Origin of the sequence: Absiella sp. AM29-15, from assembly GCF_003434225.1 — a bacterium.
Lineage (GTDB): Bacteria > Bacillota_I > Bacilli_A > Erysipelotrichales > Erysipelotrichaceae > Hoskinsella > Hoskinsella hominis.
The window spans coordinates 69,386-94,862 of record NZ_QVFL01000010.1; the positions used below are offsets into that span (position 1 = coordinate 69,386).

General features: G+C 36.0%; 20 protein-coding genes. All 20 read left to right on the forward strand.

All coding sequences use genetic code 11. From position 1 onward, the window contains the following. Window positions 1–311: 311 nt before the first annotated feature. Entirely contained in the window at window positions 312–893 is a 582-nt protein-coding gene (locus DW761_RS11340) for a hypothetical protein (RefSeq protein WP_117452396.1), read from the forward strand. Window positions 894–1,319: 426 nt separating this feature from the next. After that, a complete protein-coding gene (locus DW761_RS11345; protein WP_117452395.1) occupies window positions 1,320–1,937 on the forward strand; it encodes a type III toxin-antitoxin system ToxN/AbiQ family toxin in 618 nt (205 codons plus the stop codon). Window positions 1,938–2,176: 239 nt separating this feature from the next. Then, window positions 2,177–3,079, forward strand: coding sequence for an aspartate carbamoyltransferase catalytic subunit (locus DW761_RS11350; RefSeq protein ID WP_117452394.1), 903 nt, complete (start codon window positions 2,177–2,179; stop codon window positions 3,077–3,079). Beyond that, window positions 3,076–4,356, forward strand: coding sequence for a dihydroorotase (locus DW761_RS11355; protein ID WP_117518197.1), 1,281 nt, complete (start codon window positions 3,076–3,078; stop codon window positions 4,354–4,356). The genes DW761_RS11350 and DW761_RS11355 overlap by 4 nt, the downstream gene beginning before the upstream one ends. After that, a complete protein-coding gene (locus DW761_RS11360; protein ID WP_117518199.1) occupies window positions 4,353–5,423 on the forward strand; it encodes a carbamoyl phosphate synthase small subunit in 1,071 nt (356 codons plus the stop codon). The genes DW761_RS11355 and DW761_RS11360 overlap by 4 nt, the downstream gene beginning before the upstream one ends. A gap of 3 nt (window positions 5,424–5,426) precedes the next feature. Beyond that, window positions 5,427–8,627 carry a carbamoyl-phosphate synthase large subunit gene (gene carB / locus DW761_RS11365; RefSeq protein WP_117518201.1) on the forward strand — a complete coding sequence of 1,067 codons (3,201 nt, stop codon included), beginning with the start codon at window positions 5,427–5,429 and terminating at the stop codon, window positions 8,625–8,627. A 1-nt stretch (window position 8,628) separates the two neighbouring features. Further along, window positions 8,629–9,375, forward strand: coding sequence for a dihydroorotate dehydrogenase electron transfer subunit (locus DW761_RS11370; RefSeq protein ID WP_117518203.1), 747 nt, complete (start codon window positions 8,629–8,631; stop codon window positions 9,373–9,375). Continuing rightward, the gene (locus tag DW761_RS11375) at window positions 9,375–10,286 is read left to right on the forward strand and encodes a dihydroorotate dehydrogenase (protein WP_117518206.1); all 912 of its coding nucleotides are present in this window, start codon (window positions 9,375–9,377) and stop codon (window positions 10,284–10,286) included. Before DW761_RS11370 ends, DW761_RS11375 begins: the two co-directional genes overlap by 1 nt. Next, window positions 10,283–10,984 carry an orotidine-5'-phosphate decarboxylase gene (gene pyrF, locus DW761_RS11380; protein ID WP_117518208.1) on the forward strand — a complete coding sequence of 234 codons (702 nt, stop codon included), beginning with the start codon at window positions 10,283–10,285 and terminating at the stop codon, window positions 10,982–10,984. The genes DW761_RS11375 and pyrF overlap by 4 nt, the downstream gene beginning before the upstream one ends. After that, the gene (gene pyrE / locus DW761_RS11385; RefSeq protein ID WP_117452387.1) at window positions 10,984–11,622 is read left to right on the forward strand and encodes an orotate phosphoribosyltransferase; all 639 of its coding nucleotides are present in this window, start codon (window positions 10,984–10,986) and stop codon (window positions 11,620–11,622) included. Before pyrF ends, pyrE begins: the two co-directional genes overlap by 1 nt. A gap of 41 nt (window positions 11,623–11,663) precedes the next feature. Next, the gene (gene carA, locus DW761_RS11390) at window positions 11,664–12,740 is read left to right on the forward strand and encodes a glutamine-hydrolyzing carbamoyl-phosphate synthase small subunit (protein WP_117452386.1); all 1,077 of its coding nucleotides are present in this window, start codon (window positions 11,664–11,666) and stop codon (window positions 12,738–12,740) included. A gap of 1 nt (window position 12,741) precedes the next feature. Continuing rightward, window positions 12,742–15,945, forward strand: a complete 3,204-nt coding sequence (carB, locus tag DW761_RS11395; protein WP_117518210.1) for a carbamoyl-phosphate synthase large subunit — start codon at window positions 12,742–12,744, stop codon at window positions 15,943–15,945. 76 nt (window positions 15,946–16,021) lie between these two features. Beyond that, window positions 16,022–16,354: a hypothetical protein gene (locus tag DW761_RS11400; protein WP_117518212.1), complete on the forward strand. Its 333-nt coding sequence runs from the start codon at window positions 16,022–16,024 to the stop codon at window positions 16,352–16,354. Between the two features lie 21 nt (window positions 16,355–16,375). Next, window positions 16,376–16,783 carry a DUF4259 domain-containing protein gene (locus tag DW761_RS11405; protein WP_117518214.1) on the forward strand — a complete coding sequence of 136 codons (408 nt, stop codon included), beginning with the start codon at window positions 16,376–16,378 and terminating at the stop codon, window positions 16,781–16,783. 188 nt (window positions 16,784–16,971) lie between these two features. Continuing rightward, on the forward strand, window positions 16,972–18,906 hold the full coding sequence (locus tag DW761_RS11410; protein ID WP_158553798.1) for a diguanylate cyclase domain-containing protein: 1,935 nt from the start codon (window positions 16,972–16,974) through the stop codon (window positions 18,904–18,906). 216 nt (window positions 18,907–19,122) lie between these two features. After that, on the forward strand, window positions 19,123–20,532 hold the full coding sequence (locus tag DW761_RS11415; protein WP_117518218.1) for a cache domain-containing protein: 1,410 nt from the start codon (window positions 19,123–19,125) through the stop codon (window positions 20,530–20,532). Window positions 20,533–20,553: 21 nt separating this feature from the next. Next, window positions 20,554–22,833: an EAL domain-containing protein gene (locus DW761_RS11420; RefSeq protein ID WP_117518219.1), complete on the forward strand. Its 2,280-nt coding sequence runs from the start codon at window positions 20,554–20,556 to the stop codon at window positions 22,831–22,833. 4 nt (window positions 22,834–22,837) lie between these two features. Next, window positions 22,838–24,121 carry an ABC transporter substrate-binding protein gene (locus DW761_RS11425; RefSeq protein ID WP_158553799.1) on the forward strand — a complete coding sequence of 428 codons (1,284 nt, stop codon included), beginning with the start codon at window positions 22,838–22,840 and terminating at the stop codon, window positions 24,119–24,121. 3 nt (window positions 24,122–24,124) lie between these two features. Then, window positions 24,125–24,946, forward strand: coding sequence for a TIGR02452 family protein (locus DW761_RS11430; protein ID WP_117518221.1), 822 nt, complete (start codon window positions 24,125–24,127; stop codon window positions 24,944–24,946). Beyond that, a complete protein-coding gene (locus tag DW761_RS11435; RefSeq protein WP_117518222.1) occupies window positions 24,943–25,467 on the forward strand; it encodes a GNAT family N-acetyltransferase in 525 nt (174 codons plus the stop codon). The genes DW761_RS11430 and DW761_RS11435 overlap by 4 nt, the downstream gene beginning before the upstream one ends. The last annotated feature ends 10 nt before the right edge of the window (window positions 25,468–25,477 follow it).

Sequence of the window (25,477 nt, forward strand, 5' to 3'; positions counted from 1 at the left end):
ACATTATTGTGAACCTGCATGTGAGTATTATGCGAAAAGTTTATTGATAAAATATGGAAAATAAGGGAGTATCCATTAGATTATGCAGATAGAATGCCTTCCTAATTATTGTATAGATAAAGAAATCTATAGTTTTTGCATAATGCAAGAGTATGAAAAACTTAAAAATTGCTATTTTAAATTTACCAATCCATACTCTTTGTTTAATCTGTTTTTTTGGATTTTTATAAATAATCTTTAATGCTGTAGAAATCATGATATAATAGTGGTGTGAACTGTTGTGAACTATAAAACAACTTAGGAGGTATACTATGAAATCGCAATCATTTATAAATAAGGATTTTGAGCTAAATTGGCAAGTTATCACTATGAACGATTTAAATCAAAGTGTTTCAGTAGAAGCAATGAGATATGATGACGAAGTGATAGGTAGTATAATAAAACAAATTTGTATGTATATGAAAACTTCAAAGAAAAGTGAATATATGAAAAAATTTGATGCTCTACACTATGATATATTTGATCAGATTGATGATCTAGATTTATCAGAACATCAATTACTTTATCAAACATTTCGAATAGGACAATTATTCGCTTTTATAAAAATCGAGGAATTTATGGATAACTTAAAAGAAGAAAGCGTAAATCCTAAAACAATATTAGATTTGAATTGTCATATGATAGATATTATAAAAATAGTTTATAAAGAAAGACGAATCACACACCAAGAATTAGCAGACAAGCTAGGTTTACAAAAAAATTATTTGACGAATATTATGAAAAAGGTATATACATATGATATATTCGATGTTGAAAAAATAGGAAAAAATAAATGGTATGAATTAACAAAAACAGGTATGGAAATTTATTTTTATATTATGGATAATGTTTGATGATGAATCATCATTTATGATTTTTTTGAAAATTGTGATAAAGATATAGATATAACAATACGAAATACAATATATATAAATATGCAAAAGTTAAGCTTTTCAATATATAGAAACGTATAGAAATAATAGAGAATAAACCATCATAAATTAGATATCCAATATATAGAATTCGTAAGGAAGAATTTATTAATGTTGTACAGACAACTGTGATGCAAAAAAGTTGATCATTCCTAAATGGTTTGATTTGTATACTAATTGCAAATAGTTAATATTATCATTGACATTTCTTATATAAAATGTATAATATAAGTGAAGGTAGAAATACCTAAAAACGAGAGAGGTCCTGCTTTAGTGGACGATGTAAAACGAGAGAGGTCCTGCTTTAGTGGACGATGTAAAACGAGAGTGGCCTTGCTATAGTAGGCGATGAAAAACAGAGAAGGTCCTACTTTAGTGGACAAAAAAATTGAGATTGCATTAAGCAATCTCAATTTTTATTTAAAATTAAAAAGGGGTGAAAAAATGGATGAATTAACGCTGTTGGATCAAAAGATAAGGTTTTATGAAGTGGAAGATGAATATAGGCGATATTTATATCAATTTGATAAGAAAGTCAGTTTAAAAAGCGATAGAAAATATACGGGAATTATTGTATCTTTAGAAAACATTTTTTATGTAATTCCGTTAACATCAAAACCATTAAGAAAAGATGGTAGAAAAAGAAATAAAAGAACTACTGTAGAAATTTATAATGAGAGTGGTATATTAATTTCGGCGTTATTGATTAATAATATGATTCCTGTTGATTTAAGATATTGTAACTTAGTAAATATAGAAAAAGAAAAATATAAAGATTATTTGATAAGTGAATATACATATTTGAGAAAAAAAGAGGTGATAAAAGAGATATTATTAAAGGTGTCAAATGTATATGATATCGTTAAGCATGATAAAGATGATTTTTTAAAAAGTTTTTGTTGTGATTTTAAATTATTAGAAGATAAGTGTGTTATATATAAGAAACAAAAGCCACATTTAAAATAAGAAAAAACCTCCATAAAAGCAATTACTGAATATTGACATTATTAAGACATTCACCATTCTGCAATATTTTAAAAAAAATCTTGTAAAATGGTGTAGAATAAGGTAAAATAGTAACGATAAAAAGGTCCTTTAAGATAATCCAGAGAGGTTATGAAGGCAACATATATTTCCGCTTTAGATATTAAAGGTCCTTTTGCATATCAAAATGGACCTTTTTTGTGGTCTGATGGAGGTTGTTTATGAATCAGAATAGTTTGCTAAGAATCAGTGATTTAACGAAAGAAGAACTACTTGACATTCTTAACGATGCTCATGCTTTTTCATGTTCCCATAGAGATTGGCAATTACCTGATCGTACGTTAATTGCTAATCTTTTTTTTGAACCAAGCACCCGTACACATTATTCCTTTGCTTCAGCGGAATTACAGCTTGGTGCCAGGGTTGAAGATTTCAGCGCAGCCGGAAGCAGCGTGGAAAAAGGAGAAACCCTTTATGACACGGTTAAGACATTTGAAAGCATTGGGTACAACGCTGTTGTTATTCGTCACAGTAAAGATGAATACTTTAAAGAACTGGAAAATATCAATATTCCTATTCTGAATGCCGGAGATGGATGTGGAAATCATCCTACCCAGTGCTTATTGGATTTGCTGACGATCTATCAGGAATTTAAGACTTTTGAAAATATCAAGGTGGCTGTCATTGGTGATGTGACACATTCCCGTGTTGCTAACAGTATTAAAGAAGCCATGGCGATGCTGGGAGGAGAAACAAGATTTTCCGGTCCAGATGAATGGATACATAAAGACGAGTCTTATATGCCAGTGGATGAAGCTGTAAAATGGGCAGATGTGGTTATGATGCTTCGTATTCAACATGAACGTCATAAGGAAACTATGGCAATGAGTAAGGAAGAGTACTTGGAAAGATATGGATTAACCAAAAAACGTGCAGAAATGATGAAACCACATGCGATTATTATGCACCCAGCGCCAGTGAATCGTGGTGTAGAAATTGATAATGATCTGGTAGAATGTGAAAAGAGTAGAATCTTTAAACAGATGGAAAACGGTGTGCTAGTAAGAAAAGCTGTTGTGAAAAGAGCATTTGGCTTTGCGCCATTTAAGGATGTGAAACTATGAAGCTGATTAAAAACGCAAATATCCTGCAAGCGGATCATACGTATTGTAAGATGGATGTTGCATATGATGAAACAGGGATCAAAGAAATCAAAGAACATTTGGAGATAGAAGCTGATGAAATAATCGATGCGAATGGTCTTGTATTGTTGCCTGGACTTATCGATGTGCATGTACACTTACGTGAACCTGGAAATGAACATAAAGAAACGATAAAAACTGGAACAATGGCAGCGGCACATGGTGGCTTTACAACAGTCATGGCAATGCCAAATGTCATTCCTTATCCAGATAATGTAGAAACAATGAAGGCATACCTTCAGAAAATAAAAGAAGATGCGATTGTGAATGTCATTCCTTATGGATGCATTACAAAGGGTGAAAAAAGTAAAGAATTAAGTGATATAGCCGGTTTAAGCAAACTTGGCATCCACGCATTCAGTGATGATGGTGTTGGTGTTGCGAGCAAAGATATGATGAAGGCAGCTATGGAAGCCTGTAAGAAAGAAAATGCGATGATCGTGGCACATACGGAAGATATGGATTATCGAAAACCAGGTGCTTGTATGCATGAGGGGATCCGTAACAAAGAATTAGGTTATATTGGTATTCCAAGTGCTTGTGAATATGCGCAAATGCTGCGTGATTTAAAGCTGGCAAAAGAAACTGGTGTGAAATATCATGTATGTCATATGAGCGCAAAAGAAAGTGTACAGTATTTAAAAGAATATAAAGATATGGGTGTAGATTGCAGTGGGGAAGTCACCGTGCATCACCTATTGTTGAATGAGATGGATGTAGAAAATCCTAATCATAAAATGAATCCGCCATTAAGGGGAAAAGATGATCAGGAAGCATTGATTCAAGGCTTGCTGGATGGTACGATTGATATGATTGCAAACGATCATGCCCCACATAGTGAAGAAGAGAAAAATAAAGGAATGGTAGAATCACCATTTGGCATAGTATCCATTGAAACTGCATTCCCTTTGTTATATACTCATTTTGTAAAGGATACAGGGCGCTTCACAATGAACCAGCTAGTTCACTTTATGAGTGAAGCACCAGCAAAACGCTTTGGATTTGAAAAAAAAGGAAAACTTGCCCCTGGTTATGATGCCGATATGATCTTAGTGGATATCGATCATAAACAGACGATAGATAAAGAAAAATTCTTTTCAAAAGGAAAGAATACCCCATTTGATGGATGGGAAGTTTATGGAAACATAGTCACAACGATTGTGAATGGGACAATCGTATATAAGGAGGAGCGCAAATGAAAAGGCTGCTGATTTTAGAAGATGGAAGTGTTTATGAAGGTATTGGATTTGGTGGCAACAATTACCAGATGGGAGAATTGATTTTCCAGACGGGTATGAGTGGATACCAGGAAATCCTGAGTGATTTGTCTTATTATGGACAGATCGTTATGATGACATATCCTGCCATTGGAAACTGCGGGATCAACCGTGATGACTTTGAAAGTCTGATTCCTAATGTATTTGGATTCGTTGTTAAAGAATATTGTGAAGAACCAAGCAATTTCAGAAGTGATATGAGTCTGGATGAATTCTTGAAAATGAAAAATATTCCAGCAATCGCAGATATCGATACAAGAGAGATCACAAGAAAAATTAGAGATAACGGTGTAATGAAAGCTATGATGGCTGATGAAGGTGCAGATGTAAAAGCCATCGTTGATATGATGAAGCATACAGAACTACCAACAGGCGGTGTTGCAAAAGTTTCTACCCAGAAACCATTCCCAATTCCAAGTCGTGGTAAAAAAGCTGTAATGTTAGATATCGGCACAAAGTTTGCGGTGATTCGTGAATTTAATGAACGTGATATTGATTTATTGGTTGTACCTTACAATATGAGTGCAGAAAAAATTATGGAGCTTCAACCAGATGGTGTTATCTTAAGTGGGGGACCTGGTTCTCCTGATGAAATCCCTGAAACGATTGAAGCAACCAAACAGTTGTTAGGTAAAGTTCCTTTGTTAGGAATTGGCTTAGGTCATGAAGTGCTTGCTTTAGCTTTAGGCGCGAACGTGAAAAAGATGAAAACCGGGCATCATGGAAACAGTATGCCAGTACGTAACCTGAAGAAAAACAAGATTGAATTTACAGCTCAGAATCATGGTTATGATTTAGATGAATCCAGTATCGATGGTACAGGTATTGAAATCACATATCGTGCATTAAATGATGATTCTGTAGAAGGCTTTACACACAACAAATACGAATTAATTTCTGTCGCATTTGAACCAGAAGCAAGTCCTGGGGCAGATGATCTGAAATACATTTTTGATGAATTCATCGAACTGATGAAGGAAAGGGGATAAATCATGCCAAAGAGAACAGATATTCATAAGATCTTAGTCATAGGATCAGGTCCAATCATCATTGGACAGGCTGCAGAGTTTGACTATGCCGGTACACAGGCATGTACTTCCTTAAAGGAAGAAGGGTATGAAGTTATTCTGATCAACTCCAACCCAGCGACGATTATGACAGATACTGTCATTGCTGATCGTGTATATATTGAACCATTGACCGCAGAATTTGCGAAACGTATCATCTTTAAGGAACGCCCAGATGCAATCCTTGGAAGTCTTGGTGGACAGACAGGATTAAACTTAGTTGTAGAACTAGCAGAATCTGGCATCTTGGATGAATTTAATGTAGAAGTATTAGGTACAGCATTAGATGCAATCGAAAAAGCAGAAGATCGTGATAAATTCCGTGAATTAATGTATGAAATCGGAGAACCAGTACCTGCCAGTGTGATTGTTCATACAGTGGAAGAAGCACTTGTTTTCGCAAATGAAAATGGATATCCAGTGGTAGTACGTCCTGCCTATACCTTAGGTGGAACTGGTGGAGGTTTCGCCAATAATGAAGAAGAATTAAAAGAAATCTGTGCACATGGCTTAAAGATTTCACCAGCAACACAGTGTCTGATTGAACAAAGTATTGCCGGTTATAAAGAAATTGAATATGAAGTAATGCGTGATAATGCGGATAACGCCATCGTTGTCTGCAACATGGAAAATGTCGACCCAGTTGGTGTTCATACCGGAGATTCTATCGTCGTAGCACCTACCCAGACATTAACAGATCGTGATTGTGGTATCATGCGTGCAAGTGCATTGAAAATCATTCGTGCATTAAAAATCTGTGGTGGATGTAACGTTCAGCTGGCATTAGATCCTAATTCTTTCAACTATTATGTCATTGAAGTAAACCCTCGTGTATCAAGATCCAGTGCTTTGGCTTCTAAAGCAACCGGTTATCCTATCGCAAAACTTGCCGCAAAAGTTGCTGTTGGATTAACACTTGATGAAATCATCAATCCAATTACCCAGACTAGTTATGCCTGTGTGGAACCAACCATTGACTATGTAGTCGCAAAATTCCCACGTTTCCCATTTGATAAATTCCCAAAAGGTGATCGTAAACTGGGAACTCAGATGAAAGCAACTGGTGAAGTTATGTCCATTGGACGTACTTTTGATGAAGCGATGTTAAAGGCTATCCGTTCATTAGAAATGAAAGTGGATTACCTTGAAAAAGCTGAAATCAATGAAATGGATGTCGAAGATTTATGGAAGAAACTGCGTGATAATGATGATGAACGTATCTTTGTGATTACGGCATTGTTAAGAAAAGGTGTCACAGTAGAAGATATTCATAAAGTCACCATGATGGATGAATACTTCTTGAACCGTTTTAAAAATCTTGTGAAATTTGAAACCATATTAAAAGAAAACAAAGGCAATCTGGAAGTATTGAAGGAAGCTAAGAAAAAAGGCTATGCAGATAGTTATATCGCAAGAGCATGGGATATGAAGGAACGTGAAGTCTATGACTTACGTAAGTCTAATCACATCATTCCAGTTTATAAGATGGTAGATACCTGTGCGGGTGAATTTGAATCACATACACCATATCTATATTCTACGTATGAACATGAAAATGAAAGTATCCCAAGCAATAACAAGAAGGTAATCGTATTAGGTGCGGGACCAATTCGTATTGGACAGGGTGTAGAATTTGACTATGCGACCGTTCATTGTGTGAAAACACTTCGTGAATGTGGTTATGAAGCTATCGTTATCAATAACAACCCAGAAACTGTATCAACCGACTACTCTATCTCTGATAAATTATACTTTGAACCATTAACGATCGAAGATGTTATGCATGTCATCGATTTGGAACAGCCATTGGGTGTCATCGTTCAATTTGGTGGACAGACTGCTATCAACTTAGCGGATAAATTAGTAGAACGTGGTGTGAAGATTTTAGGTACTTCTTTACAGAGTATTGATGAGGCAGAAGATCGTCATGAATTTGAGGAAATGTTACACAAATTAGATATCCCTCAGCCAAATGGCGCAACTGCGACAACCGTGGAAGAAGCACTTGTCATCGCAAATCGTATCGGTTATCCAGTACTTGTTCGTCCAAGTTATGTATTGGGTGGACGTGCGATGGAAATCGTACACAATGATGATGATTTGAAAATCTATATGGCAACAGCTGTAAAAGAAATCAGTCATGATGCACCAATCCTTGTCGATAAATATATCGTAGGTAAAGAACTTGAAATCGATGGTATCTGTGATGGAGAACATGTATATATTCCAGGTATCATGGAACATATCGAGCGTGCCGGTGTTCACTCAGGTGACTCTATCAGCGTGTATCCAGCACCAACCGTATCACAGAAAGTAAAAGATACAATTTTAGATTATGCGATTCGTATCGGTAAAGGCTTTAAATTTATCGGATTATATAACATTCAGTTTATTGTAGATAAAGAAGAAAAGGTATATGTATTGGAAGTAAATCCAAGAAGTTCACGTACCGTACCATTCTTAAGCAAGGTCACAGGTATTCCAATGAGCTATATCGCTACACGTTGTGTACTTGGTCATTCCTTAAAGGAACAGGGATATGAAGAAGGCATTCACAGTGAAAGTGATCGCTGGTTTGTAAAAGCTCCAGTATTCTCATTTGCGAAACTGCGTCATGTCGATACAACCTTAGGACCTGAAATGAAATCTACAGGAGAAGCTTTAGGAAGTGATGTGACACTTGAAAAAGCATTATATAAAGCATTACTTGCCAGTGGCATCCGTATTCCAAGTCATGGCAATGTCTTAATGACGATTGCGGATCAGGATAAAGATGAAGCATTATCTATCGCAAAACGTTTCTATGCGATTGGCTATGGTATCTATGCGACAGCTGGTACAGCTGCTTACCTAAAAGAGCATGGCTTATTTGTGAAAACCGTTGGTAAGATCAGTGAACATGGGGAAGATAATGTAGAAGATGTGATTCGAAGTGGTAAAGTCAACTATGTTGTCAACACAATGAGCGTTGAAAAGGAAGCAAACCATGATGGATTTGTGATTCGTCGTACCGCAGCGGAAAATAATATCAGCTGTTTCACATCTCTGGATACAGCCAATGCCATCTTAAGTGTATTGGAAAGCCAGAACTTTACAACAATTTCAATGAATGAACTGGAGGATTAATATGCAGGTAGAAACATGTCTGATCATGCGCAATGATAAGATTGCGAAAGATACGTACCGTATGCAGCTGCAGGGCAAGATTGCCCAGGATATGAAGCCCGGACAATTTGTGAATATCAAAGTGGATGGGTACATGTTGCGCAGGCCAATCAGTATCTGCAGTGTAGAAAGTAAAAATGAATTCGTCATCGTCTACAAAGTTGTAGGCGATGGCACTAAGGTATTAAGTGAGCTTAGCGCTAGAAGAATGCTGGATGTCTTTGGACCACTTGGCAGCAACTATCCGATTCATGAAGAATTAGATGAAGTGCTGTTGATTGGTGGAGGTGTTGGCGTTCCACCTTTATATGAACTGGCGAAACAATATCGTGCCATCAATAAAAAAGTTAACGTTGTCTTAGGCTTCAATGATGCCGCAAGTGTGTTCTATGTGAATGAATTTGAAAGACTAGGCGCAAGTGTTGTTGTGGCGACCATGGATGGAAGCTATGGTGTCAAAGGTACCGTCATGGATGCCATCAAAGAAAAAGGAATCACTTGTGATTTCACCTACAGCTGTGGTCCGATTCCAATGTTAAAGGCAGTCGAAAATGCTTATTCAAAAGGATATATGAGTTTTGAAAGCCGTATGGCATGTGGTATTGGTGCCTGCATGGCATGTGTTGCCAAAGATAAAAAAGAGGAAAACATGTATCACCGTATCTGTAAAGAAGGTCCGGTGTTCCCTATCGGAAAGGTGGAATACTAATGGATTTATCAGTAAAACTGCCAGGATTAAACCTGAAAAACCCAATCATTCCTGCAAGTGGATGCTTTGGATTCGGTAGAGAATATGCTGAATTATATGATTTATCAAAGCTAGGTGGTATCGCTATTAAAAGCGCAACGCCACAAAAACGTTTTGGTAATCCAACCCCACGTGTTGCGGAAACACCAAGTGGTATGTTGAATGCTATTGGACTTCAAAATCCAGGTGTTGATGTGATCATGGAAAAAGAACTGCCATGGCTGGCACAGTTTGATACAGAAATCATTGCCAATGTGGCAGGTGCCAGTGAAGAAGATTATGTCGAAGTCATTCAAAAACTAAACAGCAGTGATGTTGTGAAAGCTTATGAATTAAACATCAGTTGTCCAAATGTAAAACATGGTGGGATTGGTCTAGGTACAAAACCAGAGCTTGCCGCAAAAGTAACACGTATGGCAAAAGAAGCTGCCACAAAACCTGTCTATGTGAAGTTATCACCAAATGTTACGGATATCGTAGAAATTGCGAAAGCGGTAGAAGAAGCAGGGGCAGATGGTATCGTCATGATCAATACCTTGATGGGGATGCGTTTGGATTTAAAAACAGGAAAACCAATTTTAGCAAATCTTACTGGAGGATTAAGTGGACCTGCCATCAAGCCAGTTGCGATTCGTATGATTTATCAGGTATCACAAGCTGTCAATATCCCAATTATCGGGGTAGGCGGTATTACCAGAGCAGAGGATGTATTAGAGTTTTTGTATGCAGGGGCAAGTGCTGTAGAAGTTGGTATGCAGAACTTTATCGATCCTTATTGTTGTGTTAAAATAATAGAGGAATTACCAGAAGTGTTCAAGAAGTATGGTATTTCAGATATCAAGGAAGCAATCGGAAGGAGTCATAGAGGATGAGTAAAACAATCGTAGCGCTGGATTTTTCAAAAAAAGAAGATGTGATCAGTTTCTTGGATAAGTTCAGTGAACCAATTTATGTAAAAGTGGGAATGGAATTAACGTATGCATTTGGATTTGAAATGATTCGTGAAATCAAGGCAAGAGGACACAAAATCTTCTTGGATCTAAAACTGCACGATATTCCAAATACTGTAAAAAACGGTATGAAGAATTTAGCAAAATTAGATGTCGATATCGTAAACCTGCATGCAGCTGGTGGCAGTGCCATGATGAAAGCGGCTATGGAAGGCCTTGCGGAAGGTGCAGTAAATGGAAAACGTCCATTATGTATCGCTGTTACACAGTTAACTAGTACAAGCAAGGAAGCGATGAACAACGAATTATTGATTCCTGGAGAAGTTCAGGACGTTGTTATTTCTTACGCAAAACTTGCGAAAGAAAGTGGTTTGGATGGGGTTGTATGCTCTGTTCATGAAGCAAGAGGCATCCATGAAGCATGCGGTGATGATTTCTTAACCGTGACACCTGGTATTCGTTTGGCAAGTGATTCAAAAGATGATCAAAAACGTGTCGCAACACCAGCATTTGCCAAAGAAGAAGGCTGTGACTACATCGTTGTAGGAAGAAGTATCACAAAGAGTGAAGATCCTTATAAAACATATAACGAAATTGAAGCAATTATGGAGGGAAAATAATGAGCGTAGAAAAAATCGTAGCAGAAAACCTGCTTTCTATCAAAGCTGTATCTTTACAGCCAACAAGTCCATTTACATGGGCAAGTGGAATCAAAAGTCCAATTTATTGTGACAACCGTCTGGTATTAAGCTTTCCAGAAAAAAGAAGTGTTGTTGTGGAAGGTTTTGTAGAAGAAATCAAAGCAAACTACAATGATGCAGACGTGATCATTGGTACTTCTACTGCAGGTATCCCTTGGGGTGCGATGGTTGCGGACAAATTAAACAAACCATTTGGCTATGTAAGAAGCAGCAATAAAACACATGGAAAAGGAAATAAAATCGAAGGTAAAGTAGAACCAGGACAAAAAGTTGTCGTTGTAGAAGATTTAATCTCTACAGGTGGAAGTGTAAAAGATGTTGTAGATTCACTTCGTGAAGCTGGTGCCATCGTAATCGGTGTTGTCGCTATCTTTACATACTTATTACCAGCAGCTGATGAATGCTTCAAAGCACTGGATGTACCATATTCTACATTAAGCAATTATGATGTATTGATTGGTGTTGCTTTAGAAAATAACTATATCGAAGAAAGTGATTTAGAAAAACTGAAAGCATGGAAAAAAGACCCTAAAGATGAGTCTTGGATGAATAAATAGTAACAATAAAATATAAACAAAAAGGAGGTTGCTCTCGTTTTATGAAGACAAGATATTTAATACTGGAGGATGGCAGCTGTTATAAGGGATACGCATTTGGTTCAGATAATTATCAAGTGGGAGAATTAGTATTCAATACAGGGATGAGTGGATATCAGGAGGTATTAAGTGATTTGTCGTATTGTGGGCAAATCGTCATGATGACCTATCCATTGATCGGTAACTATGGCATCAACCGTGATGATTTTGAAAGCCTGAATCCAGCAGTGTTTGGATTTGTGGTGAAGGAAGCATGTGAAAAACCAAGCAACTTCCGCGGCGATATGAGTGTCGATGAATTTTTAAAGTTAAAGCATATACCTGGTATTTATGGCGTGGATACCCGTGCCATTACCAGAAAAATTAGAAATAAGGGTACCATGCGTGCCATCATGGCAGATGAAGGTGTTAATGTGGAAGAAACTGTTTCCATGTTAAAAAACACAGACTTCTTACATGATCAGGTAAAACGTGTGTCTACCCAAAAGCCTTTCCCTATTCCAAATCGTGGAAAGAAAGTCGTATTGATGGATTTTGGCGCAAAACATGGCATTATTCGTGAATTATCAAAACGTAACTGTGATTTAATCGTCGTACCATATGATACAAGTGCAGAAGAAATTATGGCACTTCATCCAGATGGTGTGATGTTAAGTAATGGTCCAGGAGATCCTAAAGATATGGAAGGTCCAATCAAAGAAATTCAAAAATTGATGGGGCAAGTACCAATCTTTGGTATCTGTTTAGGACACCAGCTAATTTCTTTAGCATGTGGCGCCAATACCACAAAGTTGAAATTTGGTCATCGAGGATGTAACCACCCAGTAGTCAATCTTGCAAGTGGCAAGGTAGAAATCACTTCCCAAAACCATGGGTTTGCGGTAGAGGAAGAAAGTCTTGCAGGTACTGATTTAGTGCTAACACACCGTGCCTTAAATGACAAAAGTGTGGAAGGTGTAAAACACAGTAAATACCCAGTATTCAGTGTGCAGTATCACCCAGAGGCAAGTCCTGGACCAGAAGATGCCAACTATTTGTTTGACGACTTTATGAAACTGATGGAAAAGGAGAATATGTAATATGCCAAAACGTACAGATATACATAAGATCATGGTGATCGGATCTGGACCAATCGTTATTGGACAGGCCGCAGAATTTGATTATGCGGGAAGTCAGGCATGTCAATCGCTTCGTGAAGAAGGTTATGAAGTGATCTTGATCAACTCCAATCCTGCGACGATCATGACCGACACCGCGATTGCCGATCGTGTTTATATTGAACCATTAACGCTGGATTTTGCCAGCCGTATTATCTATAAAGAACGCCCGGATGCCATCCTTGGAAGCCTTGGTGGGCAGACAGGATTAAATCTGGTTGTAGAATTAGCGAATTCTGGAATTTTGGATGAATACAATGTAGAAATCTTAGGAACAGATTTAGAAGCAATCAATAAGGCAGAGGATCGTGAATTGTTCCGTAATCTGATGTATGAAATCAATGAACCAGTACCAGAAAGTGATATCGTACATACAGTAGATGCAGCTGTAGCTTTTGCTAATCAGATTGGTTATCCAGTCGTTGTGCGTCCTGCCTATACCCTGGGTGGTACTGGTGGAGGATTTGCGGATGATGAAGAAGAACTTCGCATTATCGCAGACAATGGATTAAAAATATCACCAGTACATCAATGTCTGATTGAAAAAAGCATTGCCGGCTTTAAAGAAATCGAATATGAAGTTATGCGTGACTACAACGATAATGCTATCGTTGTTTGTAACATGGAAAACATTGACCCGGTTGGTATCCATACCGGAGATTCCATGGTTGTGGCACCTGTGCAGACCTTAAGTGATCGTGAACATCAGATGCTGCGTAACGCAAGCTTGAAAATCATTCGTGCATTAAAAATCTGTGGTGGCTGTAATGTACAGCTTGCCTTAGATCCAAATTCCTTTAAATATTACATTATCGAGGTAAATCCTCGTGTATCAAGATCCAGTGCTTTGGCTTCTAAAGCAACGGGTTATCCAATCGCAAAACTTGCGGCAAAGATTGCTGTTGGTTTAACATTAGATGAAATCATCAATCCAATTACCAAAACAAGTTATGCTTGCTTTGAGCCAACATTAGATTATATCGTCACAAAACTTGCACGTTTCCCATTTGATAAGTTCCCACATGCCGATCGTCGTTTAGGAACACAGATGAAGGCAACCGGAGAAGTCATGTCTATAGGACGAAGCTTTGAAGAGAGTTTCTTAAAAGCAGTACGTTCCTTAGAAATGAAATGCGATCATATCGACAATAAGGAGATTGACGCATTATCTACCGAAGAACTTTGGGAAAAGATTCATGTCAAAGATGATTTGCGTATGTTTGGTATCGCAGAACTGATTCGTCGAGGCGAAAGTGTAGAAAAGATTCATGAGATCACATTGATTGATGATTGGTTCTTAGATAAATTTGCACACATCATTGCGCTTGAAAAAGAAATGATGGCGCATCCACAGGATATAGAAACATTGCGTCTTGTGAAGGAAAACGGCTTTGCGGACAGCTATATTGCTCGTAAATGGAGCATGAAGGAACGTGAAGTCTATGATTTGCGTAAAGCAAATGGTATCGTTCCTGTATATAAAATGGTAGATACCTGTGCGGCAGAATTTGAAAGTGCAACACCATACTTCTATTCTACTTATGAAGATGAAAACGAATCTGTTCGTACAGATCGTAAAAAAATTATTGTATTGGGTAGTGGACCAATCCGTATTGGTCAGGGTGTAGAATTTGACTATGCGACTGTACACTGTGTCATGACACTTCGTGAAGCAGGATATGAAGCTATCGTCATTAACAACAACCCAGAAACAGTATCTACCGATTTCTCTATATCAGATAAGCTGTATTTTGAACCATTAACGATTGAAGATGTTATGCATATCGTTGACTTGGAACAGCCATTAGGTGTCATTGTACAGTTTGGTGGACAAACAGCCATTAACTTAGCGGATAAATTAGTAGAACGCGGTGTTAAAATTTTAGGTACGTCGCTACAAAGTATTGATGAAGCAGAGGATCGTCATGAATTTGAGGCAATGCTTCATAAATTAGATATTCCTCAGCCAACTGGTGAAACAGCAGTAACGGTAGAAGAAGCCCTTGTCATTGCCAATAAGATTGGTTATCCAGTACTTGTTCGTCCAAGTTATGTATTGGGTGGACGTGCGATGGAAATCGTACACAATGATGATGATCTAAAGATTTATATGGCAACAGCTGTAAAGGAAATCAGTCATGACGCACCTATCCTTGTCGATAAATATGTTGTCGGAAAAGAACTTGAAATCGATGCGATTTGTGATGGAGAACATGTCTTTATCCCAGGCATCATGGAGCATATCGAACGTGCTGGTATTCACTCTGGAGATTCTATCAGTGTCTATCCACCACAATCCATTTCACAAAAAGTGAAGGATACCATCATTGAATATGGTATTCGTATTGGAAAAGGCTTTAAGTTCATTGGATTATATAACATTCAGTTTATCGTAGATAAAGAAGAAAAGGTATATGTACTGGAAGTAAATCCAAGAAGCTCTCGTACTGTTCCATTCTTATCTAAGATTACAGGAGTAGCAATGAGTCATGTCGCAACACAATGTGTATTAGGACATAGCTTACAAGAACAGGGATATCCATTAGATGCAGTAAAAGAAGAAGGCGATCGTGTCTTTGTAAAAGCACCAGTTTTCTCTTTTGCGAAACTAAGAAGTGTCGATACGGTACTTGGACCTGAAATGAAATCAACCGGTGAAGCACTTGGTGGAGATGTCACACTTGAAAAAGCACTTTATAAAGCATTACTTGCAAGTGGTGTTAAAATTCCAAATCATGGCAATGTCTTAATGACCATTGCGGATATGGACAAAGAAGAAGGTTTAGCCATCGCAAAACGTTTCTCTAACATTGGTTATGGAATCTTAGCAACAGCAGGAACTGCAGCCTTCTTAAATGAACATGATATTCATGTGAAAACGGTTAAGAAAATCAGTGAAGATGATGAAAACAATGTGTTAGATATCATCCGTAAAGGAAAAGTCAACTATGTCATCAATACGATGTCAAATGAAAAAGAAGTCACGAATGACGGTTTCTTGATTCGTCGTGTATCTGCGGAAAATAACATCAGCTGTTTCACATCTTTTGATACAGCGAATGCTATTTTAAAGGTATTAGAATCATTGAATTTCACAACCATTTCTATGAATGAGTTAGAAGATTAAGTAAAAGCGATAACTTCAGTAAATTACTGATTGTTATCGCTTTTTGTGTTATCATATATCCGAAAGGATAATGCTTATGAAAACCTTAAGGAAGATTGTGAATGTCGTATCATGGATTATCATCGTGATGATTGGCTGTACGATGTTATATAAATGGAATGAAATTGGACAACAGGTAAAGGCTCATAGTAACTTAACTGGTGGGTTTTCCATGGGTGATAAATCTATATTAGTTGCGATTTTTATGATGGAGATTATCGTAAATATCATTTTCACAAAAGGATATGATTTACCAATCACAAAGCAATTACGTCAAAACACTGCATCTATATTACCGGATATCATCAATCTTTTCTTACAGATAACAGCATTACTTGTCTTATCAGCTTTTGTGCTAGCTGCAATATAAGGAAATTAGGAGGAAATAATTATGGGCGCATGGAATTATGGAGTTTTTGATGATGATACAGCTTATGATGCTTTAGAAGATTTAATGGCATCCAAAGATTTGCTGAAAGATATGGGACAGTATCTTGATGATGTAATCACAAGTGAATATGTAGAGTATGATGATGGACAATACGCGATTGTTTCTGCCGCAATCATGGATACCATTTTAAATGGTACAGAACAGCGTTGTGATGATGATACATACATTCACTGGATGGAATCTATCAAAAATCTTGATGTTCACCCTTTGAAACAGAAAGCTGTAAAAGCTTTAGAAGCCGTTTTATCTGATCATAGTGAATTAAAAGAATTATGGGAAGATAATGAAGAATTATATTCTTCATGGAGGGAAGATAAACTTTCCATCATAAAAAGACTTCAGGCATAAGGATAAAAAAAGATGAAATTTCATCTTTTTTTATGTATTGTTAAGAACTTGTGAACTTTATATGCAAATAAGTGATAGGAAAGCAAATGAAAATGTAAAAACAACCGAATTAAATCGTATATAGCTATATTTATTTTCAAATAAGTAGTATGATTAATATAATAAAGATCATAAAGCGGGGGGATACTATGCAGAAGAAATTATTACCTGTGACGCTGACGCTGGCATTGATTTTATCTGTGTTGGTTGCTCTTTTCTCGATTAAAAATGTACAAGGAAACGCAAGAGTTGTGAATTATGCAGGGGTTGTTCGTGGAGCTTCTCAGATGCTTGTAAAACAAGAGCTTTCTGGTATGCAGGATGATGCATTGATAAAACGTCTGGATAAACTTATTCTTGGTTTACAAAAGGGTGATGATGAGAATGATTTGATTTGTTTGGATGATAAGGATTTCCAACAGCAGCTGCTTGTGGTAGATGAATTATGGAAACAGATCAAAGCGGAAATCAATCTGGTACGCAAGGGAGAAGATAAGCAACAATTGTTCACTTTAAGTGAACAGTTTTTCACAGAAACAAACGCTGCTGTAAATGCGGCAGAAGTATACACAGAAAGAACCGTACGACGAGCAATGCATGGATTGATTATCTTAATCAGTATATGTCTTTTTATTGCGGCATTAATTGCGATTTATACATCAAAAGTCACGAAACAAAAGATGGAAGTTGAGAAAGCGGAAGAAGAGAATCGTAAAAAACGTGAATATTTATCAATGATGGCAGATCAGTTACAGGCGCCGTTAAATGAAATATCTGAACTGCTTTATGTAAGTGATATAGAAACTTATGAATTGTTATTTTTGAATCAGGCAGGACAGGAAACATTTCATGCAAATGATTTCTATGGTAAAAAGTGCTATGAAGTATTGCAGGGAAGAACAAGTCCCTGCCCATTCTGTACAAATCCATTATTGAAAGAAAATGAAATTTATTCATGGGAAATTGATAATCCCATCACAAATAAGCATTATATGTTGAAGGATCGTAAGATTTTATGGGATGAACGTATTGCACGATTAGAAATTGCCTTTGATATGACAAAGCTTGAAAATGAAAAAAACGAGTTACAGAGAACGTTGGAAGCACAACAGATCATCGTAGAATGTATCCATATTTTATATGATATTCATGATATCAATCAGAGTATCAATATTGTTTTAGAAAAAATTGGTAATTATTTATGTGCTGATCGTGTTTATTTAGTCAGCCTAAAAGGTGAATTAGTCAATAAGGATTGGGAATGGTGTAAATCTGGGGTAGGCTCTATACTGGATTTAAAAGATTTACCATTTGCTGTAATTGAACGCTGGTTAAGATCTTTTAAAGAACGAAATTATATGATATTAAATAATATAGAAGAATTAAAGGAAAACTCAAAAGAAGAATATGAACTGTTAAAAACCAATAATATTTATCGTCTGGTTTCATCTCCATTAAAAAGCAATGGACAGATTGCGGGCATCATCGGTGTAGATAATCCACCGATTGAGAAAATACAGAATATTGCGTCTTTATTAGAAACGTTATGTTATTTCATTAGTTTATCAATTAAGCGAAATCAGGCAGAAGAAGAATTATCACGCTTAAGCTATCATGATACTTTAACATCTTTTTATAACCGTAATCGTTATATTGAAGATATTGAACAATTTAAGCATCAACAGATAACAATGGGATTAGTTTTCTTAGATATTAATGGATTAAAGGATATCAATGATATGTATGGACATGCAAAGGGTGATGAAATTATCATTCAGGCAGCTGCTTATATGAAAGAAGTATTTGTGAAAGCTAGAATTTATCGTATTGGTGGAGATGAATTTGTGATTATTTATCAAAATATCGAGGAAGCGATTTTCTATCAGAAAATAAAGGAAATGCGGGAAAAGATACAGGAAAATGATATGCTTCAGATAGCGTTGGGTGCGATATGGTTCAAGGAGCCTGCCCAGCTTGATAAAATGATTGCGGCAGCTGATGCAGCAATGTATAAAGATAAACGAGAGTATTATGATCTTCATAAGAGCTCAAAACGATATCGTCATTATGAGGAAAATAAGTGAAAATATGAAATATAACTGGCATTTTTTTGTCTTTTTTCAAAAAAATATGATATAAATATGATATAACATCGAAAGTGCATTGTTATCAGTAGGTAACTGTTATATAATAAAAGTAGAACATAGAAACCGGTTACAATAGGAAAAGAGAAAGATATGCTTATAATCTTTTTCTAAAGCTTTCATTGTTTGGCCCAGGGTGAGAGGCAGGTTAAGGATATGAATAAGGAGAAGTTTCATTATAAGAAGAACACAGGATTTTTTATCATCATTCTGCTTTTCGTCATCGCTTTTCTTGGTATAGGAGCTTATCGGGTAAAGGATAATGTGATTGCGCAGATCAATGATACTTCTTATGATTATCTGTTAAGTACAACGGAAATCGTAGAAAGCAAAGTGGTCAGTTCATTAGAAAAAGATGTACAGAAATTGAATTATCTTTCAGAGTCAATTCTTTTTGATCACAATACATTGAAATATGCTTTAAGAGAATTTACACGTAATAATGATTTATATAGTACTTTCTATCTGGATATGGATGGAAAGGGAATTGACCATAATGATGATACCATCGATTTCAGTTATATCAAAAATGAAGAAACAGCAATTTCCAAAGGGGAAAGCAGTATATCACCTGCGTATATGAATGAGGCAGGAGATACGATTGTGTTGATTCAGACACCAGTATATCGAAATAATGTACAAAAAGGTGCTTTATATTGTGAAGTTATGGTTCAGCGTTACTATACCAATGAGTTATTTGCTTTCCAGGAAGGAAAGGGAAGAACCTTTATTGTGAATAGTGAAGATGGTGCCTGGTTATTAAAAAGTCCTGCATCAGATATGATCAAATTAAATGATGATGGTCTTTATGCAACCATCAAGGAAAATGGAAATAATGACTCCACGGTGAAGCAGTTAAAAGACAGTATTGCCAAACAGAAAACCGGTGTATTTGAAATCCAGGGAAATGATGCGACATTGATTCTTTGTACAACACCGGTACATGAAATTAACGATTGGCAGATTGTGACAATTATGCGTGCGGATATGTTTGCGACACAGATTGCACAGGTTGAGAGAAATACGGTTTTTATAGTGGTTTTATTAATTGCTATGATACTTGTATCCATCATTACTATCTATTTAATTTTCCATGGTCAAAGAAAGAAATATCGAGATCAGTTAGAAAACCAATACCAGATGGAAAAAGATGCTATAGAAATGATGAATCGTGAGATTATTATGCGCAACTGTGATTTTTCTGTATGTGTTGATTTAGATGAAGCATTATGTAGTGTAAAGATTTACCATGATAACAATGAAAAAGCAAATCTTTTTCATGATACATATGATCAGGCACTGCGTGCTTATAGTAAGGAAATTTATATGGATGATGTAGATGAGTTTATTGAAACATTTACTTTATCTTCTCTGAAAAAAGCCTATCATGAACATAAAGAAATCAAGCATATACATTATCGGATCATGTCAGATGAAACCCTCTGGTATGAATGTTATAGTATATGTTATTATCAAAAAGATCATCATTATGTTTACCTGTTCCATCGTAACATCAGTCAGGAAATGAAACAACAAATACAATTGATTCAGGAAAAATATCACTAAAATAAGACAGGATGTGACAGTATGAATAATAATCAAAAGCAGTTTGCGTTCAAAAAGCAAATATGGACATTTATTGGTGCATTGGTAATCGTGATATGTATTACAATGGGTTTAAGCTATACATACCTGAAAAATACAAACCATGAGATTTTTATGGACGCTACAAAACACTTACAGGATATGAATCAACGTGTAGTAGAGCTGTTAGATTTACAAATGGAAAATGATCTGGATGTGTTGGCCCATGTAGCACAAACTTATCAAATTGATCAAATGAATGAAAAGATATTATCCAGTGTACAACAAAATGATTTTATCATGGTCACTGCTGTCAATGATGAAGGAAAATTCTATACGGATTTTCATCAAAAGATATCCACCAAAGAACTTTTTGATACATTAAAAAAAGATAAACAGCCACATATCTACAACAATACCTTTACTGTTGATGAAGGACTGGTGTATGTATATCCAATGATGGATAAAAAAGGAGAAGTCAACGGAGCCATTATTGCGATTACGGATTTTTCAAAAGGAACTGCAAAATTATGTGAGTCATATAATAATGAAGATATGTTTTTACATGTGATGGAACGTGATGGTACTTTTGTGATCAAGTCCAAACAAGAAGGTGTCATAATCAATTCTAACAATATGTATTATTCCTTACATGAACAAACCGAATTGGAAGAAAGTGATATTACAGATTTAAAAAAGGCACTTTCTGATAATCAAAGCGTAGTGGTGGAGATAAAGTTTAAAAACAATGTAGAAAAACTGGCTTCTTATACACCGATGAAACTGGGAAATTTATATGCAGTGCTAGTAATTGATCGTACAGCTGCGATATCTGATACTTTCCATACAATCTTTGATGAATCCTTACGCAATACCATTATTATTTTCATTTTGATGCTGATAATCTGGTCTGCCTTATTTTATAATTATTATACCAATAATCACAGACTGTTTAACATCGCATATATGGATCCTGTGACAAAGGGATACAATACCACACGTTTTTATAATGAAGCAGAAATAAAAATTAAAGCACATCCGAGTAATTATTATTCCATGATCATAATTGATATCCAGCATTTTAAATATATCAATGAAACTTTTGGCACAAGTCGTGGAAATAAGATGCTAAAGCATGTATATAAGAATATTGAGCAACAGCTGTTACCAGATGAATTGATGTGTCGAAGTTTTGCGGATAAATTCTTATTGCTTGTGAAAACGCAGAGTGATCAAGAAATATTAAATAAAATGGATCAGATTTCCCATAGTATTAATGCTTTCAACGAGGGACTGGAAGAAAAATATTATCTGGTATTAAGCGCTGGTGTATATATTATTGATAACCCACAAATGTCCATCTATCTGATTCAGGATCGGGCAAACACAGCTCGTCGTAATGAAAAAGGTGCGAAAGGAACTTTCTTATATAAATGCATGTTTTTCTCTGATTTGGAGCGTATTCGTATGCATAGAGAAAAAGATTTGGAGAATCGCATGGAGGAATCTTTGGCAAATCATGAATTTGAAGTATTTATTCAGCCAAAGGCAAATCTAAAAGAATCCCGTATTGATGGTGGGGAAGCACTTGTACGCTGGCGGGCAAAAGATAGTTCACTGATTCCGCCAAATGAATTTATCCCGGTATTTGAAAAAGACGGCTTCATCATTAAATTAGATTTATATGTTTTTGAAAAAGTATGCCAATATTTAAGAAACTGGATGGATACAGGTATCACCCCTGTACCGATTTCCGTAAATCTTTCCCGAGTTCATTTAAATGATGCTGACTTTATCCGGCCATATCAAGAACTACAGGAAAAGTATAAGATACCAACAGGACTGTTAGAAATAGAATTAACAGAATCCATGTTCACAGAAAATATGAAGATTGTGACAGATGCGGTAAATAAAATTCATGATGCTGGCTTCATGTGTTCGCTGGATGACTTTGGCAGTGGCTATTCTTCATTGAATATGTTGATTGATGTAAATGTAGATACAATCAAACTGGATAAAGCATTCTTCCGTTCCGATAATCTAGATGATCCAAAAGAGAAAACCGTCATTTCCTCTGTCATTGATATGGCGAATAAATTAAAGCTTTCTACCGTATCAGAAGGCATTGAAACAATTGAACAGTTTAAAATTCTTCAGAAGATGAATTGTGATATCATTCAGGGATATGTAGTATCAAAACCAATTCCAGAAGAACAGTTTAAAGAGCTGTTAAAACATCCACAAATTCATATCAGTGATGAAGAATCATATGGAAAGGAGTAGTTTTATGTTAAACAAAAAGCGTGGTTTGCTTAGTATGCTCTGTGTAGGTGCGTTATTGCTTGGTGGATGTAATAGTGAAAAACAGGGATTAAAAAAAGAATACGATACACAAAAAGAAGTAACATTGACGATGTTTGAAATAGACGTATTAAACAGTAAGGTATGGAATGATGCACTGTTAGCGAAAGATGATTCTAAAATCCATATTATTGAACGTACAGCTAGCTATTATTCCAAAGATGGAGAAAAAGAAGATTATCGCTCCTACTTGGATACCCAGTTAAAACAAGACAATGATATTGATTTATATATTGTGCTAGATGAAGATATCAAAAAGCTGGGAGATGCTGGATTATTCACAGATCTAAGTGATCTGGAAGGCATTGATAACTTAACCAAAACGGCTTTGAATACGGCAACGTACAATGATAAAATATTCGCCGTTCCACTAGTTTATGCGGCATATGGAATGTATTGGAATGTGGATGTGTTAAATCAATATGGATTAAGTGTCCCAAAAAATCAAAAAGAAATGTTGTCTGTATTTGAAACATTAAAGAAAAACGGCATCACTCCATACGTTGGAAATAAAGGTTATGGTTTAACCGTACCTGCCATGGTAAGTGGATTATCACAAGTGTATACTTCAGATAAAAAAGATCAGCTCTTAAATGATTTAAAAGATGGGAAAACACCTATCAGTACTTATATGAAAGATGGATTTGATTTACTGGAACTGTTTATAGACAAAGGATATATGGACAAAAAGTATGCATTGGAAAAAACACCTGATGAATCTTTAGCTGATTTTAAAGCCGGGCATGGCGTTTGTATTGCGGCATCTTCCAACTATGATATGAGTGATATTACTTTCCATTATGAAATGACGAGCGCCAATGTGTTGGCTGATGGAGGAGGATTTGTTGTAACGAGTGCCAGAAAATTTGCCATCAATCCTTCAAGTAAACAAATGGAATATGCAAAAGAAGCATTAAGTTATATTTTAAAAGAAGATAATATGATGCAGATTGCCAAAGAATTAAAAGCTTTGCCACCAGTTGAAACAGATCAAATGGATTTCTCTTATATGGGAAATGAAAGAAAAGATGCAATTCATGATATTTATCATGGCATCACGATCCCGATGGAAGATACCAGTTTGCCATTTGGTGAATGGGAAGTTATACGAAATCTGGGAAGAGAAATGCTGGAAGGAAAATCTTCAAAAGACGTGTGTAAAGAATATGATCAAATACAACAGGATGCTATCAAAACAGAAAAGGAATAACCTATGAAAAGAAATGAATTAAGTACGATTGCCCAACAGACATTAGACTGTTTCAGGCAGGGGTATTATTTATATCATGAACAAAAAATTGATTTGAAAGAAAAGCATGCCCATAGTTTGGATGTATGCAGATTAATATCTGTATCACAAAGTGAACAGTTACAGTTTCCTTTCACAAAACCACTTGCTGGAAAGATCACAATTGAAAACATTGATATCATTCAGGCAATTACCAGAACAAATCAAAAATACGGTGTATTGAATTTCGCCAGTGCCTATCATCCTGGTGGTGGATTTTTAAATGGTTCACTAGCACAGGAGGAAAGTTTATGTTTTGGCAGTAATCTGTATGTAACACAGCTTCGTTTTCAAAAAGAATTTTATGACTATCATCAATCTATTAAGACAAAATGTTACAGTGATACCATGATTTATTCCTCAGATGTTGTCTATATCCGTGATGAACAATATGCGTTTTTACCAGAACCAAAGTTAGCGGATATCATTACCAGTCCTGCAGTAAATCTTGGCGTTGCATTGTCACGAGGGGAAGATGAAGAAGCATGTTATCGGATGATGAAAACCAGAATGCGAAAGATTTTGATGTTGTTTCATGAAATGGGAAATACACATATCATCTTAGGTGCATTTGGATGTGGGGTATTTCGCAATGATCCCAAACGAATTGCGCAGATATGGAAAGAATTATTGATAGATGAAGATATGAAATCAGGTTTTCATGAAATCTTGTTTGCGGTATATGATAAAAGTAAAACGCAAAACAATATTCAGGCGTTTACATCTGTTTTTGGGCAAGCAGCATGAATATATTAAAAACAAAACGCTTATCTATCAGAAAGCCATGTGATGAGGATGTTGATGCAATTTATAAAATACAAAACACACCTTATGTATTACGTTATAATGGCTTAAAAGAAATGAATAAAAAACAAATTCACACCATGTTGATGGATAAAGATGAACCAGTGTATATGTTAGAAATGATCAATTCGCAAAAAGTTATTGGGGCAATTTTTGTGGAACGTGATAGTCTTCGATATGGCGTGAAAGCATGTAGTTTATCCTGTTACTTAGAGGAAGCATATGCACATCAGGGATATATGAAAGAGGCAATGACAGCATTGATACATCATATCTTTTACGATGATGAAATGGATGTGATATCTGTAAGGGTATTATGTGAAAATACGGCTTCTATGCATTTGGTAGAAGCTTTGGGATTTCAAAAAGAAGGTGTCATTCGCAGATGTTTAAAAGGATATCAGGGAATTGTGTATGATGATATGATTTATAGTATTTTAAAAGAAGAATACGTTTCAGGGTAAACATCCATAA

Bases quoted from the DNA above. Each gene is read 5' to 3' on its own strand.
- DW761_RS11340 (WP_117452396.1), top strand. From the start codon at position 312: ATGAAATCGCAATCATTTATAAATAAGGATTTTGAGCTAAATTGGCAA.
- DW761_RS11345 (WP_117452395.1), top strand. From the start codon at position 1,320: ATGAAAAACAGAGAAGGTCCTACTTTAGTGGACAAAAAAATTGAGATT.
- DW761_RS11350 (WP_117452394.1), top strand. From the start codon at position 2,177: ATGAATCAGAATAGTTTGCTAAGAATCAGTGATTTAACGAAAGAAGAA.
- DW761_RS11355 (WP_117518197.1), top strand. From the start codon at position 3,076: ATGAAGCTGATTAAAAACGCAAATATCCTGCAAGCGGATCATACGTAT.
- DW761_RS11360 (WP_117518199.1), top strand. From the start codon at position 4,353: ATGAAAAGGCTGCTGATTTTAGAAGATGGAAGTGTTTATGAAGGTATT.
- carB (WP_117518201.1), top strand. From the start codon at position 5,427: ATGCCAAAGAGAACAGATATTCATAAGATCTTAGTCATAGGATCAGGT.
- DW761_RS11370 (WP_117518203.1), top strand. From the start codon at position 8,629: ATGCAGGTAGAAACATGTCTGATCATGCGCAATGATAAGATTGCGAAA.
- DW761_RS11375 (WP_117518206.1), top strand. From the start codon at position 9,375: ATGGATTTATCAGTAAAACTGCCAGGATTAAACCTGAAAAACCCAATC.
- pyrF (WP_117518208.1), top strand. From the start codon at position 10,283: ATGAGTAAAACAATCGTAGCGCTGGATTTTTCAAAAAAAGAAGATGTG.
- pyrE (WP_117452387.1), top strand. From the start codon at position 10,984: ATGAGCGTAGAAAAAATCGTAGCAGAAAACCTGCTTTCTATCAAAGCT.
- carA (WP_117452386.1), top strand. From the start codon at position 11,664: ATGAAGACAAGATATTTAATACTGGAGGATGGCAGCTGTTATAAGGGA.
- carB (WP_117518210.1), top strand. From the start codon at position 12,742: ATGCCAAAACGTACAGATATACATAAGATCATGGTGATCGGATCTGGA.
- DW761_RS11400 (WP_117518212.1), top strand. From the start codon at position 16,022: ATGAAAACCTTAAGGAAGATTGTGAATGTCGTATCATGGATTATCATC.
- DW761_RS11405 (WP_117518214.1), top strand. From the start codon at position 16,376: ATGGGCGCATGGAATTATGGAGTTTTTGATGATGATACAGCTTATGAT.
- DW761_RS11410 (WP_158553798.1), top strand. From the start codon at position 16,972: ATGCAGAAGAAATTATTACCTGTGACGCTGACGCTGGCATTGATTTTA.
- DW761_RS11415 (WP_117518218.1), top strand. From the start codon at position 19,123: ATGAATAAGGAGAAGTTTCATTATAAGAAGAACACAGGATTTTTTATC.
- DW761_RS11420 (WP_117518219.1), top strand. From the start codon at position 20,554: ATGAATAATAATCAAAAGCAGTTTGCGTTCAAAAAGCAAATATGGACA.
- DW761_RS11425 (WP_158553799.1), top strand. From the start codon at position 22,838: ATGTTAAACAAAAAGCGTGGTTTGCTTAGTATGCTCTGTGTAGGTGCG.
- DW761_RS11430 (WP_117518221.1), top strand. From the start codon at position 24,125: ATGAAAAGAAATGAATTAAGTACGATTGCCCAACAGACATTAGACTGT.
- DW761_RS11435 (WP_117518222.1), top strand. From the start codon at position 24,943: ATGAATATATTAAAAACAAAACGCTTATCTATCAGAAAGCCATGTGAT.